This window comes from Rhodococcus sp. KRD197, from assembly GCF_017168235.1.
In the GTDB taxonomy this organism is placed as follows: domain Bacteria; phylum Actinomycetota; class Actinomycetes; order Mycobacteriales; family Mycobacteriaceae; genus Rhodococcoides.
The window spans coordinates 49,814-63,244 of the sequence record NZ_JABFAO010000003.1 but is presented as its reverse complement, the minus strand read 5'-3'; the positions used below and the strand labels follow the sequence as shown (position 1 = coordinate 63,244).

14 protein-coding genes are annotated in these 13,431 nt (G+C 65.1%); 8 read left to right on the top strand and 6 right to left on the bottom strand.

What is annotated here, in order from left to right:
* Positions 1-18: 18 nt before the first annotated feature.
* Positions 19-1,182, bottom strand: a complete 1,164-nt coding sequence (locus tag J1M86_RS06010; RefSeq protein ID WP_206509209.1) for a globin domain-containing protein — start codon at positions 1,180-1,182, stop codon at positions 19-21.
* A 179-nt stretch (positions 1,183-1,361) separates the two neighbouring features.
* On the opposite strand from J1M86_RS06010, the gene clpB reads away from it, so the two are divergent.
* The 6 genes from clpB (at position 1,362) to pyrE (ending at position 7,846) form a co-directional block, all read left to right on the top strand.
* Positions 1,362-3,908 (top strand): ATP-dependent chaperone ClpB, encoded by a 2,547-nt coding sequence (gene clpB / locus J1M86_RS06005; RefSeq protein WP_206509208.1) that lies wholly within the window; start codon positions 1,362-1,364, stop codon positions 3,906-3,908.
* 80 nt (positions 3,909-3,988) lie between these two features.
* A complete protein-coding gene (locus tag J1M86_RS06000; RefSeq protein ID WP_206509207.1) occupies positions 3,989-4,912 on the top strand; it encodes a DUF5666 domain-containing protein in 924 nt (307 codons plus the stop codon).
* 110 nt (positions 4,913-5,022) lie between these two features.
* The gene (locus tag J1M86_RS05995) at positions 5,023-5,709 is read left to right on the top strand and encodes a hypothetical protein (RefSeq protein ID WP_241259706.1); all 687 of its coding nucleotides are present in this window, start codon (positions 5,023-5,025) and stop codon (positions 5,707-5,709) included.
* A gap of 66 nt (positions 5,710-5,775) precedes the next feature.
* On the top strand, positions 5,776-6,588 hold the full coding sequence (locus J1M86_RS05990) for an SDR family oxidoreductase (RefSeq protein ID WP_206509206.1): 813 nt from the start codon (positions 5,776-5,778) through the stop codon (positions 6,586-6,588).
* A 75-nt stretch (positions 6,589-6,663) separates the two neighbouring features.
* The gene (locus tag J1M86_RS05985; protein WP_206509205.1) at positions 6,664-7,236 is read left to right on the top strand and encodes a LemA family protein; all 573 of its coding nucleotides are present in this window, start codon (positions 6,664-6,666) and stop codon (positions 7,234-7,236) included.
* 70 nt (positions 7,237-7,306) lie between these two features.
* Positions 7,307-7,846 (top strand): orotate phosphoribosyltransferase, encoded by a 540-nt coding sequence (pyrE, locus tag J1M86_RS05980; RefSeq protein WP_075838393.1) that lies wholly within the window; start codon positions 7,307-7,309, stop codon positions 7,844-7,846.
* Positions 7,847-8,065: 219 nt separating this feature from the next.
* Here the strand turns inward: pyrE and J1M86_RS05975 are convergent, their stop codons facing one another.
* The 4 genes from J1M86_RS05975 to J1M86_RS05965 form a co-directional block, all read right to left on the bottom strand.
* Positions 8,066-8,563, bottom strand: coding sequence for a class F sortase (locus tag J1M86_RS05975; protein ID WP_300465787.1), 498 nt, complete (start codon positions 8,561-8,563; stop codon positions 8,066-8,068).
* Positions 8,564-8,648: 85 nt separating this feature from the next.
* A complete protein-coding gene (locus tag J1M86_RS05970) occupies positions 8,649-10,142 on the bottom strand; it encodes a hypothetical protein (protein ID WP_241259691.1) in 1,494 nt (497 codons plus the stop codon).
* Positions 10,139-10,507: a hypothetical protein gene (locus tag J1M86_RS26235; protein ID WP_241259690.1), complete on the bottom strand. Its 369-nt coding sequence runs from the start codon at positions 10,505-10,507 to the stop codon at positions 10,139-10,141. The genes J1M86_RS05970 and J1M86_RS26235 overlap by 4 nt, the downstream gene beginning before the upstream one ends.
* Positions 10,508-10,716: 209 nt before the next feature.
* On the bottom strand, positions 10,717-11,208 hold the full coding sequence (locus tag J1M86_RS05965; RefSeq protein ID WP_241259689.1) for a hypothetical protein: 492 nt from the start codon (positions 11,206-11,208) through the stop codon (positions 10,717-10,719).
* A 229-nt stretch (positions 11,209-11,437) separates the two neighbouring features.
* On the opposite strand from J1M86_RS05965, the gene J1M86_RS05960 reads away from it, so the two are divergent.
* Positions 11,438-12,076 (top strand): lysoplasmalogenase, encoded by a 639-nt coding sequence (locus tag J1M86_RS05960; protein WP_206509202.1) that lies wholly within the window; start codon positions 11,438-11,440, stop codon positions 12,074-12,076.
* Here J1M86_RS05960 and J1M86_RS05955 read toward each other — a convergent pair.
* Positions 12,041-12,493 (bottom strand): hypothetical protein, encoded by a 453-nt coding sequence (locus J1M86_RS05955; RefSeq protein WP_075838389.1) that lies wholly within the window; start codon positions 12,491-12,493, stop codon positions 12,041-12,043. The two genes, J1M86_RS05960 and J1M86_RS05955, sit on opposite strands and share 36 nt — an antisense overlap.
* Before the next feature lie 42 nt (positions 12,494-12,535).
* Here J1M86_RS05955 and J1M86_RS05950 point away from each other — a divergent pair, with 42 nt between their 5' ends.
* Entirely contained in the window at positions 12,536-13,369 is an 834-nt protein-coding gene (locus tag J1M86_RS05950) for an SDR family oxidoreductase (protein ID WP_206509221.1), read from the top strand.
* Positions 13,370-13,431 lie beyond the last annotated feature (62 nt).

Sequence of the window (13,431 nt, the reverse complement as noted above, 5' to 3'; positions counted from 1 at the left end):
CACATGCAGCGGAGCTGCCTACAGTGGATCGTGTTGTACGTGCGACATCGGCGTCCCCACCTTGCGCAGGGCGTACAGCGTCGTCCGCACCATCGACGGTGATCCGCAGATCTGAATCTGTCGGTCCGCCCACGATCCGAATCTCGTGACAACCTTTCCGACGGACCCGTGCAGTCGTTGGTGCATTCCGTACGGCAGCTCGGGCGTCGGGTCCGTGTGCCACCAAGGGTTTTCATCCTCGTCGGTGACCGGAACCACCGTCAGCCATGGATTCGACAGCGACAGTTGCCACAGTGTGTGCGCGTCGTACAGATCGCATGGGTAGGTGCCGCTCATGAACAGATGCACCCGGGGGTTCCTACTGCGTCGGGCCATGTCCATGATCTGTGCCCGCAGCGGTGCCAACCCCGTGCCACTGGCGATCATGAGCACGTCCTCGGAGATGTTCCGGTCGATATGCAGCCCGCCCAGCGGGGGACTGATCGCCCAGCGATCACCGACCACGGATTCTGCGACCATCGCTGGACTGACCCAACCGCCCGACACGCGTCGGACGTGAAACTCGATCTCACCTTGCGCGTTGCACGGGATGGCGGGTGAGAGGTACCGCCACAACTTGGGTCGTTGTGGAATCTGCACACTGACGTACTGGCCCGGGAAATAGTGGATGCCCTCGTCGAGTTGCAGCCTGATGATCGCCAGGTCGTCGAGGACGCGGTGATGCTCGACGATGGTCGCACCCCAGTACGGCGGCAGTTCGTCGGAGTCGGCTGCGACAGCCATGTTGTCGGTGATGCATGCCAGAGTCTCGTGCCATGCAGCCTCGACCTCGTCCGTCCACAGTTCGTTGCCCGCGAAATTGCGGAACGCAGAGATCAGCGCGGAACCACCGGCTCGGAAATGCGAGCCGTTCACGCCGTGCTTTCGGTGATCACGGCCCAGTTGCTGCAGGAACGGTTCGACCCGATCGTCGTTGTTCAGGTTGTCGAAGACGTACGCGAGTGCTCGTACGAAGTGCTCGCGCTGCTGATCCATCGAAGCCGGAAAGAGGGTGCGGAACTCGGGATGCTCGACGAAGAGGTGCGCGTAGAACGATCGCGCGAGAATTGCCGGTCCATCTTCGGCTGCCAGGACGGACTTGAAACCCGCACGAACCAGGGAGATTGTTCGCTCATCGAGCATGAATCAGCCTCCGCCGCGGCTAGACGGTTCCAAAGTAGACCGTCCGAGAGTATCCCGTTTGCTTGACGCTGGCCACCGAAGAATTTTCCTTTTGTTCAAGTTGAGCGGAACAGACTCAACTTCAGTATCGTTGCATGGAGTGACAGTTCACAGAAACTCGAACAGAAAGTAGGTGAACGGTGGACAGTTTCACCCCCACCACGAAGACGCAGGCGGCGCTCAGCGCAGCCCTGCAGGCCGCATCCTCGGCCGGAAACCCGGACATCCGTCCGGCGCACTTGTTGGTGGCGTTGCTCGATCAGACCGACGGCATCGCCTCCCCCCTGCTGAAGGCGGTCGGCGTCGATCCGGCGACGATTCGCGGTGAAGCGCAGTCCCTGGTCGACCGCCTACCTTCTGCTACTGGATCGACCACCACTCCACAGCTCGGCCGAGAGGCGCTCGCGGCCATCACTGCAGCGCAGAGTCTCGCCACCGAACTCGATGACGAGTACGTCTCCACCGAACACCTCATGGTCGGCCTCGCGACTGGAGACAGTGACGTCGCCAAGCTCTTGACCTCCCGTGGCGCCGGCCCCAACGATCTACGTGACGCCTTCCAGACGGTGCGTGGCAGCGCCCGCGTCACCAGTGCCGATCCCGAGAGCACGTATCAAGCCCTCGAGAAGTACAGCACCGACTTGACTGCCCGTGCTCGCGAGGGCGAGCTCGACCCAGTGATCGGCCGCGACACCGAAATTCGTCGCGTGGTGCAGGTCCTGTCACGGCGAACCAAGAACAACCCTGTGCTCATCGGTGAGCCCGGCGTCGGCAAAACTGCCATCGTCGAGGGTCTTGCGCAACGCATCATCGCCGGTGACGTGCCGGAGAGCCTGCGTGGGAAGACCGTGATCTCCCTCGACCTCGGTTCGATGGTCGCCGGTGCGAAGTATCGGGGCGAGTTCGAAGAACGCCTCAAGGCCGTCCTGGACGACATCAAGAACTCCGCTGGGCAGGTCATCACATTCATCGACGAGGTGCACACCATCGTCGGTGCCGGTGCCACAGGTGAGTCCGCGATGGACGCGGGCAACATGATCAAGCCGATGCTGGCGCGCGGGGAGCTGCGGCTCGTCGGTGCCACCACGCTGGAGGAGTACCGCAAGTACATCGAGAAGGATGCGGCACTCGAGCGTCGGTTCCAGCAGGTCTACGTCGGTGAACCGTCGGTCGAGGACACCGTCGGCATCCTGCGCGGGCTCAAGGAGCGTTACGAGGTCCACCACGGCGTCCGGATCACCGACTCTGCTCTGGTGTCGGCGGCCACCCTGTCCGACCGCTACATCACCTCGCGTTTCCTGCCGGACAAGGCAATCGACCTCGTCGACGAGGCTGCGTCGCGGCTGCGCATGGAAATCGACTCACGTCCGGTGGAGGTAGACGAGGTCGAGCGTGCGGTTCGACGCCTCGAGATCGAGGAGATGGCGCTCCAGAAGGAAACCGATGACGCGTCGAAAGCACGCCTGGACAAGCTTCGCGCAGAGTTGGCCGATGGTCAGGAGAAGCTCGCGCAACTGAGCACTCGCTGGCAGAACGAGAAGAACGCCATCGACTCGGTGCGTGTCCTCAAGGAGCAGCTCGAGAACCTGAGGGGTGAATCCGAGCGGGCAGAGCGCGACGGCGATCTCGGCAAGGCAGCCGAACTCAGGTACGGCCGCATCCCTGCGCTGGAGAAAGAACTGGCGCAGAAGACCGACGACAGCTCCGCACAGGGCGAGGTGATGCTCAAGGAGGAAGTCGGACCGGACGACGTCGCCGATGTAGTGGCGGCCTGGACAGGTATTCCGGCGGGTCGAATGCTCGAAGGCGAAACCGCCAAGTTGCTTCGCATGGAAGACGAGCTGGGCAAGCGAGTCATCGGGCAACGCGACGCCGTGCAAGCGGTGTCCGATGCCGTGCGGCGGGCCCGCGCCGGCGTCGCCGATCCGAATCGCCCGACAGGCTCGTTCCTGTTCCTCGGTCCCACCGGCGTCGGAAAGACGGAACTCGCGAAATCGCTCGCGGACTTCCTGTTCGACGACGAGCGCGCCATGGTGCGCATCGACATGAGCGAGTACAGCGAGAAGCATGCCGTCGCCAGGCTGGTCGGTGCCCCTCCGGGCTACGTCGGCTACGAGGCGGGCGGCCAGCTCACCGAGGCCGTGCGTCGTCGTCCGTACACCGTGGTGCTGTTCGACGAGGTGGAGAAGGCGCACCCCGACGTTTTCGACATCCTGCTCGCGGTGCTCGACGAAGGCAGGCTGACCGACGGTCAGGGTCGCACGGTCGACTTCCGAAACACCATCTTGATCCTGACCTCCAACCTCGGTTCCGGTGGCACCAAGGACGAGGTGATGGATGCGGTGCGCAGGGCGTTCAAGCCCGAGTTCGTCAACCGCCTCGACGACGTCGTGGTGTTCGACTCGCTCTCCGAGGATCAGTTGGAATCGATCGTCGACATCCAGCTGGGGCTGCTCTCCACGCGGCTTGCGGCGCGCAGGCTCACACTGGACGTGTCGGCGCCGGCGAAAATGTGGCTCGCGGTCCGTGGATACGATCCGATGTACGGTGCGCGGCCGCTCCGCAGGTTGATTCAGCAGGCGATCGGCGATCAACTCGCGAAGCTACTGCTGGCCGGCGAGGTGCGCGACGGCGACACCGTCTCGGTCAATGTCTCCCCGGACGGGGAGGGCCTCGCCCTCGGCTAGGAGCACGTCGTCAGCGGTTAGCAGCTCGGGTCCACCGGCCACGGCCGGAGGACCCGAGCTGCTTACGTACCCTCGAATACATGACGCATCCGGATGATCCGCGTGATAGGCCGTCGGACAACCCGTGGGAAGACGGCACTGCGGATCCGCCACCCACGCGGCCGGAGGACGACCAGCCCACCGAGGCATGGCAGCAATACCCGGATTCGCAGCCGTACCCGGATTCACAGCCGTACCCGGACCAGCCGACCCAGCAGTACCCCACTCAGCAGTACGGCTATCCACAGCAGCAGCCGTACGCCCAACAACCGAATCCCACGCAAGCGCTACCTCCGTACGACCCAGACCAGCGATACGCGGCAAACGAGCAGTTCGCGGCAGGTCAGGGCTATCCCACCGGCCAGGGCTATCCCACCGGCCAGGGCTATGCGACCGGCCAGGGTTATGCGACCGGCCAGGGCTACGGCCCGCCGCCGTACACGGGTGAGCAGCCGATAGCCGCGTCCGGCGCCGGCGGCAATGGGCCGAGGAAGTGGATTCCGGCGATGGTCGCCCTCGCCGCGCTCGCCGTGATCGTTCTCGCCGGCGTTCTGGTCCTGACCAATCAGAGGTCGGAGACCAACACGACCGCTGCACCGAACACGAGCCGAGCACCATCCACGAGTTTCGTACCGCTACCCACCCTTTCCCCGAGTCAGGCACCGCTGGTGCCCGACCCGGGTCCGGGCGGTCTGGTGCCCGGTGGAATACCCGAGATACTGGGTGACGCCGGAGCCGCCATCGGCACCGTCACTGCCATCGACGGCTCGACGCTGTTGCTCGACGGTATCGACGGAGCACCCGTCACCATCCTCGTCACGCCCCAAACGACGGTGCTGTCCCTCTCCGGATTCGACGCATCCTCGTTGACCGTGGGCTCGCTTGTGGTCGTCAACGGCACCCCGATGGAGGACGGCACTATCACCGCGGATCTCATCATCGAAACCCCGGATCTCGGCGGATAGGGCTCCACTCCTGACCCCCTCGGGTCGTTCCGCGGGCTCCACTCCTGACCCCCTCGGGTCGTTCCGCGGGCTCCACTCCTGACGCTATAAGCTGGTCCACGATGACGGCTATGTGGTTCGGACTTGCAGCGATCGCCCTCGTGGGTGCGGTCGCCCTTCTCTACGTCGATCGGTCGCGGCGGGACCAGCTCGGCCGGGTCCGCCAGATGTGGTCGAAGGCGCAGGGTTACACGTACACCCCGCTGGACGAAAAGTTCGTATTGCAGTTTCGGCGCTCTCTGCTCGCCAAGCCCGAACACACCACCGCAATCGACCTGGTGCGTGGCGTGCGGCGCGGCGAGAAGTTCGTGCTTTTCGACGTCGAAGAGATAGCGACGATAGTCGCCGTGCAACGGCCGGTGGGCTCCGATGTCGATATCGAACTGCGACCCAAGTCGACGCCGCCGCCGCGCGAGAACGATATGGAACTCATCGGGTCCATCGGCCCGCGGGTCGTCTTCGCCACCGATGTCGACGTCGCCAGGCGCGTCTGCGACCAGCGTATGGCTGCGTTCACGGAATCGGCGCCCTCTAATCTGACGCTGCTGTGGAGCGAAAACGACTGGACGCTGGGCGCGCTACCGCTAGGCAGTACCGGCCGCGACTGGGATGCCGCCATCGACGCCGTCGCTCGCTTGTCCGGGATGCTGCACGTGCTGCCGCCGGCGCTCGAATCGACTGTCGTCGCCCGTACCGAGCCGTCGGCGCAGCGGCGTCGTCCAGAAACGCCGGCCGCGCGATCCGAGACCGAATACTGATCGTGTTCGCGGCAGGACGAGCGTGGAGCCTGCAGTTTTCTCCAGAGGCCCTATAGCCTCGTTTTCATGACCGCCGAACCGATCCAACCAACGTCCCCCGTCACCGTCCGCCCGGTTGCTCTCGTCACAGGCCCCACCTCCGGCTTGGGTGCCGGATTCGCCACGCACCTCGCTGCCCGTGGCTACGACCTGGTTCTGGTGGCACGCAACGAGTTGAAGTTGCGGGCGCTCGCCGACGACTTGAAGACCAGATTCGGAGCCGACTCCGAGACCATGGCAGTCGACCTTGCGACACAGCAGGGCCGCGACGCGGTGGCCGAACGCCTGGGCGCGGGAGTGGAGATCCTGGTCAACAACGCGGGATTCGGTACCTCGGGGGAGTTCTGGACGGCCGACCCCGAGCTGCTTCAGTCTCAGCTGGATGTGAACGTGACTGCGGTGATGCAGCTGACCCGCGCGGCGCTCCCGTCGATGATCGCAGCCGCGAAGGGCACGGTGATCAACGTGGCGAGCGTCGCCGGCCTCCTGTCCGGTCGCGGGTCCACGTACTCGGCGTCGAAGGCCTACGTGATCTCGTTCTCCGAAGGACTGTCCGGGGGGCTCGCGGGTACTGGAGTTCAGGTGCAGGCGTTGTGCCCGGGCTTCGTACGGACGGAATTTCACCAGCGTGCGGGTATCGAAATGTCGAGCATTCCCCGATTCATGTGGCTGAGCGTCGAGCGGGTCGTGCGCGAATCGATGCGGGATCTGGGCAAGGGCAAGGTCATCAGCGTGCCCGGTGTTCAGTACAAGGTGCTTACCGCACTCGGTACCAAGGTGCCCAAGAGTCTGACGCGCAAGCTGACCAACGTCGTCGGTCGGGGCCGCGGCCGCACCTGATTTCGCCGTCGAACTCGTACCTGCTCGGGCGAGCCTCCTGCAGTAGGTGCGGACCAACCACTAAATTCAAACCTTGTGACTGTTTTCGTGATCGCCGCGATCCTGGTAGTGGTTGTAATTCTCGGCTTTGCCGCGAGTGTCGAACGACGCGTACGCCGGTACAGGGCGAGCACGGCGGCCAGCTTGACGCTGCTCACCGTGGAGTTGGAGCGGCGGTTCGTCCAGCTCGAGCCGCTCATCGCTGCGGTGGAGCCATCGGGTCTGAACTCCGAGCTCGTACGCCAACTCGTCGGCGCCCGGTCCTGGTCCAAGGCCGTACGTGAGCGCGAACTCGGTCTGCCGGTGCAGGCAGCGGCGGAGAATGCACTGTCGGCGGCGGTGCACGCGGTGCTGTCGGAAGCCGACACCCGTCCGAACCTGAAGTCGAACTGGGCCATTCAGGGCCCGGCGGGCGAGCTCGGCACAACCGAGCAGCGCATTGCCGGAGCGGTTCGCGTGTACAACGACAACGCGTACCGGTTGGCCTCGCTTCGGAGCACGTTTCCCACCAAGCTGGTAGCCAAGGCCATGAAGGTCACCGCACCCGATCCCTTCGTCGAGCACATCCCCCTCGTCGCGAACACGCAACCGCAGGATGTGCCGGCATAGATCGACCGAAACGCGGTCGGTAGATTCCGGTCGGTAGATTCATGGGCGCAATCGACCGAAGGGAACCGCAATGGCCGACAGTGCCCAGCGCGCCGAACTGGCCGAGCTGGTTCGTGAACTCGCCGTCGTACACGGCAGGGTGACGTTGTCGTCGGGTAAGGAAGCCGATTACTACGTCGACTTGCGTCGAGCGACGCTGCACCACCGTGCCGGAGCGTTGATCGGCTCCCTGATGCGCGACCTGGTCGCCGATTGGGACTTCGCCTCTGTCGGGGGACTGACGATGGGCGCGGACCCCGTGGCCATGGCGATCATGCATGCGCCGGGACGGCCGATCGATGCGTTCGTCGTGCGCAAGGCCGCGAAGGCACACGGGATGCAGCGGCAGATCGAAGGGCCGGACATCGTCGGCAAGCGGGTTCTCGTGGTCGAGGACACCACCACCACTGGCAACTCACCGCTCACCGCTGTCGCCGCGCTCCGTGAAGCCGGGGCCACAGTCGTTGGCGTGGCGACGGTTGTCGACCGAGCCACCGGCGCCGACGACGTCATCGGCGCCGAAGGCCTCGAGTACCGCTCACTTCTCGGCCTGACCGACCTGGGGCTCTAGGCGACTTCGCATGTGCGCGGAAATACATAGAGGGCGGGCTGTTTCAAAATGACAATCGGGCCGAAAGATCGCGATTGTTGGCCGATCGGCGGAGAGTGATTTGAACCCTCAGACCGTCTCCGTCGATCTGAGACCGTTAGTTAGCGGTCCTCAGAACCGGATCGCTGCAAAACGGAACAGCCCGAGGGCTATGTATTTCCGCGCACATGCGCGAAGCGCCTACTGCAATTGCGCGACGACGATGAAGTTGTTCTCGGTCGGCTCGCCGTCCCGGACGTCGCAGTTGGCGAGAATGAGCCTGCCGGGCACCGCTCGTCGTAGCTCGTTCTCGCCCAGTAGCGACCCCTTGGGGAGCGGGCCGACGGACTCGACTATGTAGGTGAGAATTCCGTTGGCGGTGTCGAGTACGACCACGTCGCCGGGCTGAGTGACACCGAGGGCGCGAAAAGGGGCTTCCCGCTGCGAGTAGTTGTGTCCCACGACCACCACAGTCTGCTGCGCATCGGTTCCGGGGAGACCGCTCTCGGCCCACCATGCGGGCCGCTCGTCGACCGGATCGAGCACCTGGCCGCTCGCACCGCCGCGGAAGAGACCGTTGGGGTTGATCGTGCTGCTCATGTACGTCACTCCGTCCGCGGCCCGGAGCTCTATCCAGTTCGGTTGCGCCGCAGTGACGACGACGTCCGGCGGTGGGGCCACGGAGATCCGTGATTCCACCGCCGAGCGGTCCGGTGGTGCCGGTGTAGGTTCCTCGCTCGCACAACCCGATACCAGCAGGACCGTCGTCAGAGCAACGGCAAACCTATGCCGATGCATCTGTCGAGTTGCGACGGCGCAGGTACACCGTGGTGCCCACGGCGGCAGCGCCGACGACCCCAACGCCCAGCAGGATCACGGGCAGGTTGCTCGACCCGCTGTCGGCCGCTGCCGATGTCGCCGAGTCTCCCAGCGCGAGATCGACGGCCGGTAGCTCACCTGCATTGACGGTGACTCCGTCGTCGTTCTGGGTGAAGTAGTCCACCACGGTGAACGAACCGTCCTCGTTGGAAACGCCCACCAACTGCACGCCGGTCTCGTCCACGACGACGTTGTTGGCGTCGACCTCGGTGACGTCGACGTCCTCGCGAACGGCCTCACCGAGATTGATGGTGAGCGAGAACTTCGGTCCGCTCGCGGCCAGCTCGGCCGCGTTGTCCTTCAGTTCTTGCTCGGCTCCAGCTGCTGCGTCGGCGTCGGCCTGTGCGGCGTCGGCGCTGGCTTTGGCTCCGTCGGCAGTCACTGTTGCGGCGTCGGCCTCGGTCCGAGCCACGTCCGCAGCCGCGGTCAGTTCCTCGGCTCGTGCTGCTGCTGAGTCGGCGGCAGTCTGGGCGTCGACGGCTGCTGTTGCCGCGGCGTCCGCATCCGCTTGTGCCTGTGTCGCTTCCGCTCCGGCTGCCGTCGCAGCAGCAGTGGATTCGGTTGCTGCCGTTGCCTTCTCGGCTGCCTCGGTGGCGGCAGCATCTGCTGCGGTACGAGCCTCCTCGGCAGCGGCGGTCGCGGCTATTGCCGCTTCGGTGGACGAGGCTGCGGCAGCCTCGAGCTCGCCGGCCGTGGCCTCGGCGGTTGCGGCGATCCGCGCGGAGGTCTGTGCCTCGACGAAGGCCGACAGTGCACGTGCTGCAGTTGCAGCGGCGGCGCGAACCGCCTTGTTGATCTTCGCGGCGTTGAGTGTTTCGAATGCAGCGGGCAGTGCGTCGGCGGCTTCCCTCGCTGCCTGTGCCGCGGCGTCGGAATCAGCCTGGGCTGTTGCCGCTATCTCGGCCTTCGCTGTAGCGTCGGCGCGCGCTTGCGTGGCTGCCGTGACGGCCTCGGGGGAACCGCTGGCCTGAGCCTCGGCTTCGAGCTGGGTTGCGTTCTCGTCGGCGGTGGCCGCTGCCGCTGCGGCAGCCTCGGCTTCAGCCTGGGCTGCGGTGGCTGCCTCGTCGGCGGCGGCAGCCACCGCCTTTGCTTCGGTAGCCAGCCCGGCAGCGGCGAGGCTGTCGACCTTCGCCGTCTCCGCGGCCTGCTTCGCCTTGCTTGCCTCGAGCGTTGCCGCTGCCGCTTCGACCTCGGCGGCGTCCGCAGCGTCGTCGGATTCGGCGGCCTTGGCTACCGCTTCGTCGTAGCGTGCCTGCGCTGCCGACGCTTCCTCTGCAGCCGCCTTCGTTGCCGACTCGGCGTCGACGAGTTCCTGCTTCTCAGCGTCGGAGAGCTGCGGGACGATGTCGAGGTTGACCGTCACACTGCCGTCGGCGTTGACGACGACCCCGCCGGTCACCTGGGGGAGAGCTGCCTCTTATACACCTCTGACGCTGCCGACGATAAGGCCCGGGCCGGAATGGCAGCTTCGCCGCCCTCGGTCACCATCGGGTTGGGTGCGGTTATCTCGCCCTCGGCGCCGATCGCGCCACCGGCCTCGACGCCTGCGCCGTCGCCGGTGGGTCCTTCACCGTTCTCGGCGGGGCCGTCGCTCGGGGCGGTGGACTCGGTCGCCGGTTGTTGCTCGACAGAGGTACCGGACGGTGCTTCGTTGTCTTGCGCCAGAGCGGTACCGGGTCCTGCGACCGCGACGGAGAGCGCGATCGCGGCACCGGCTGCAGCCAGACGAGTCCGGCGAGATCTGGCTATCGACTTCTGTGACATGGAACTTTTGGCCCTTCGGTCGGTGGCGGCCGAAGCCGCCGACACCTCCGTCCCGATCCGGAAATGCACTTAGTGAGGCACACGTACTTGTGCTTCCAGGACCATAACGGACCGATAGGTCTCTCATGTTTTGCACAGCAAACATTTATGCAACTGTTACTGATGTTGCATATGTGGCATCTGTGACAAGTGGGACAACCCCACGGACGTCAGCTCAGGCTGTTCTCGTCCAAGAAGTTCTTGATCGCCCGGTCCCACTCGGCTTCGCGTTCGGCATCGAGTCGGAATCTCACGGCTGCGTACGTTCCCATCAAGAGGGTGCCGACGGCGAAAAAGCTGCCGAAACCGATGAAGGTCGTGGCGACGAGCACGTCGGTGCTCGTGATCGGCGGTAGTGAACGCTCACCGCTGTCGTCGACCCAGATCGCGATTTCGGTCCCGGCGGGCGTGCCGACTTCGGCGGTGACCTGCCCGTCGTGGTCACCTCGGAAGGTCCAGGTGGCGTCGACCGACGCGACGGTCTGCGCCCCGAACTCGGTCGGCGCGGCTGCGGCATCGGCCCGCGCCTCGGTGGTTGTGACTGCGGTGACAGAGTGTCGCGAGAGTTGCTGTTCCGCGACGCGATCCTGTTGGGCGGACATGGTGGACGCCGCGAGCCACACCGACAGCGGAAGCATGAGCGCCAGGAGCGTGAAGGTCATCGCGCGCACCCTCGACTGGATCCTGTCCGACCGACGAAGCAGAGGATTGCGGCTACGTTGGGCATCGACGTCGGACGACCCGGAGTGGTCTGTGTGCTTCCGGCGCATGGCGGTCCCAACCTGTCGTCTCCAGTGTCTATCCTTCCACGATGACAAGGTGCGGGGTCCACTTCAAGGAGAACGGGCGAGCATCACACTCGCTCGCCAGGTTCACCCCGAGGAGATGTGAATGAAGCGTTCGAACTGGTCCCGCCTGACGTTCACTGCCGCTGTCGCCGTCACCGTCGTTGGCGCCGTGACCGGAGCCGACAGAATGCACCGTCTGGCCAAGCCGCTGATGGTCCCCGCCCTCGCCGCAGGTGTGCCGCGGATGACACCTACCCTCGGTACCGCGCTCGCCGCGGCGACGATCGGCGATGTGCTGCTGATCGATCCGGACGACGACCGTCGGATCCTGCGCGGGGCCGCCGCGTTCGCCATCATGCAGGGTTGCTACAGCTCGATGCTGATCTCGCGTGGCGCGAGACCGACCGTTATCGAGGCGGTCCCCCGGTATGGGGGATGGGCGGTGGCCGCGACGCTGCTGGCGCGTCGTTCCGCGGCTGTTGCCCCCGGCCTGGCGGGATACGGGCTCACGCTTGCCACGATGGCCACGCTCGCGGCGGCTCCGGCTGCGGCACCTGATCGCGGAACTCGACGCAGGTTGGCGCTGGGCGGGATTCTCTTCACCGTCTCCGATGGGTTGATCGTGTGGCGAAGACTGTTCCTGCACGCGGATGCACCCCGGCGCTATGCGGAGGGAGCGATATTGGCGACCTACGCCGGAGCGCAGCTACTTCTCGTCGAAGGTCTGTCTCGGGAGCAGTAGGACGCGGTGGTGGTCCGCGGGGTCGACCAGAACCGGAACGATGGAGCCGGTGGCGAACCGCGCGGACTCCGATGGGGGAATCGTGTAGACGATGCGACCCGCAAAGGATTCCGCACCCGGAATGGTGAACTGCAGATGCAGCTCGGTCGAGTTCGCATCGATCCGCCGGGCATCCTCGATCGTCGCCCATCCTTCGACACCGTGGGCCTCGAGTCGGCGTTGCTCGGCGGTGCCCCGACCGGCGAACATCATCGCCAAGCCCAGCGCGCAACCGAAGCCGGCCACAAGCGCCGCAAGCTGATAGGGCAGTGTGCCTGGCGGCGTGCGGTCGCGGAGCCAGCCGATCCAGATCGCCAACACGACGATGTAGGCGACCGTGACGACAGCAACTGCACGAACAGTTCGATTGTGGTTCACCCGGTATCTCCTCGATGCGTGTCCAGAGTAGACCCAAATGTGATGCGGGTACTTACCGATATCCGCCGTAACGCCTATCCTGTCGTGGTGTCCTCACCTACTGTGTTCATCACCGGCGCCGCAGCCGGGATCGGACGATCAACTGCCCTGAAATTTGCTCGGTCGGGTTACCTCGTCGGTGCATACGATATCGACGAGACCGGACTCGCATCGTTGAGCAAGGCGATCACCGCCGCCGGTGGACGTGTCGTCACCGGAGTCCTCGACGTCACCGATCCGCAACAGTGGAAGCAACGTCTCGAGGAGTTCGACGCCGAGGCCGGCGGTCGACTCGACGTACTGGTCAATAACGCCGGAATCCTACGTGCGGGTCGTTTCGAAGAGATGCCGCTCGAGGTGCACAAGCTTCAGATCGACATCAACTTCAACGGCGTCGTCTACGGCACTCTGGCCGCGTTCCCCTACCTCAAGGCCACCAGCGGAGCCCAGGTGATCAATCTGTGTTCGGCGTCGGCGATCTACGGCCAACCCGAGCTCGTCACCTACGGCGCGACCAAGTTCGCAGTGCGCGGAGTCACCGAGGCCCTCGACCTCGAGTGGGCCGAGCACGACATCTCGGTCAAGGCCATGTGGCCGCTCTTCGTGCAAACCGCGATGACCGAGGGCGTGTCCACGGGCACCACCAACTCCCTCGGCATCCGGCTCACCGCTGACGACGTTTCCGAGGCCATCTTCAAAGCCACCAGGCCGTCGAAGCGGGTGCTGCACAAGGTGCACTTCCCGGTCGGTCTGCAGTCGAAGGCGCTGTCGTTGGGATCGAGATTCTCCCCCGCATGGCTCACCCGCGAGGTCAACCGGCGCCTCAGCCACAACTAGAAGCCCGCCCGACGCCGGATGCGGTGGATCGCCGGTAGGGTCGCTCGGTGATACGCGTCATC

Excerpts from the sequence above, each read along its gene's own strand:
- J1M86_RS06010 (WP_206509209.1), bottom strand. The coding sequence starts at position 1,182 with ATGCTCGATGAGCGAACAATCTCCCTGGTTCGTGCGGGTTTCAAGTCC.
- J1M86_RS06000 (WP_206509207.1), top strand. The coding sequence starts at position 3,989 with ATGACGCATCCGGATGATCCGCGTGATAGGCCGTCGGACAACCCGTGG.
- J1M86_RS05995 (WP_241259706.1), top strand. The coding sequence starts at position 5,023 with ATGTGGTTCGGACTTGCAGCGATCGCCCTCGTGGGTGCGGTCGCCCTT.
- J1M86_RS05990 (WP_206509206.1), top strand. The coding sequence starts at position 5,776 with ATGACCGCCGAACCGATCCAACCAACGTCCCCCGTCACCGTCCGCCCG.
- pyrE (WP_075838393.1), top strand. The coding sequence starts at position 7,307 with ATGGCCGACAGTGCCCAGCGCGCCGAACTGGCCGAGCTGGTTCGTGAA.
- J1M86_RS26235 (WP_241259690.1), bottom strand. The coding sequence starts at position 10,507 with ATGTCACAGAAGTCGATAGCCAGATCTCGCCGGACTCGTCTGGCTGCA.
- J1M86_RS05965 (WP_241259689.1), bottom strand. The coding sequence starts at position 11,208 with ATGACCTTCACGCTCCTGGCGCTCATGCTTCCGCTGTCGGTGTGGCTC.
- J1M86_RS05960 (WP_206509202.1), top strand. The coding sequence starts at position 11,438 with ATGAAGCGTTCGAACTGGTCCCGCCTGACGTTCACTGCCGCTGTCGCC.
- J1M86_RS05950 (WP_206509221.1), top strand. The coding sequence starts at position 12,536 with ATGCGGGTACTTACCGATATCCGCCGTAACGCCTATCCTGTCGTGGTG.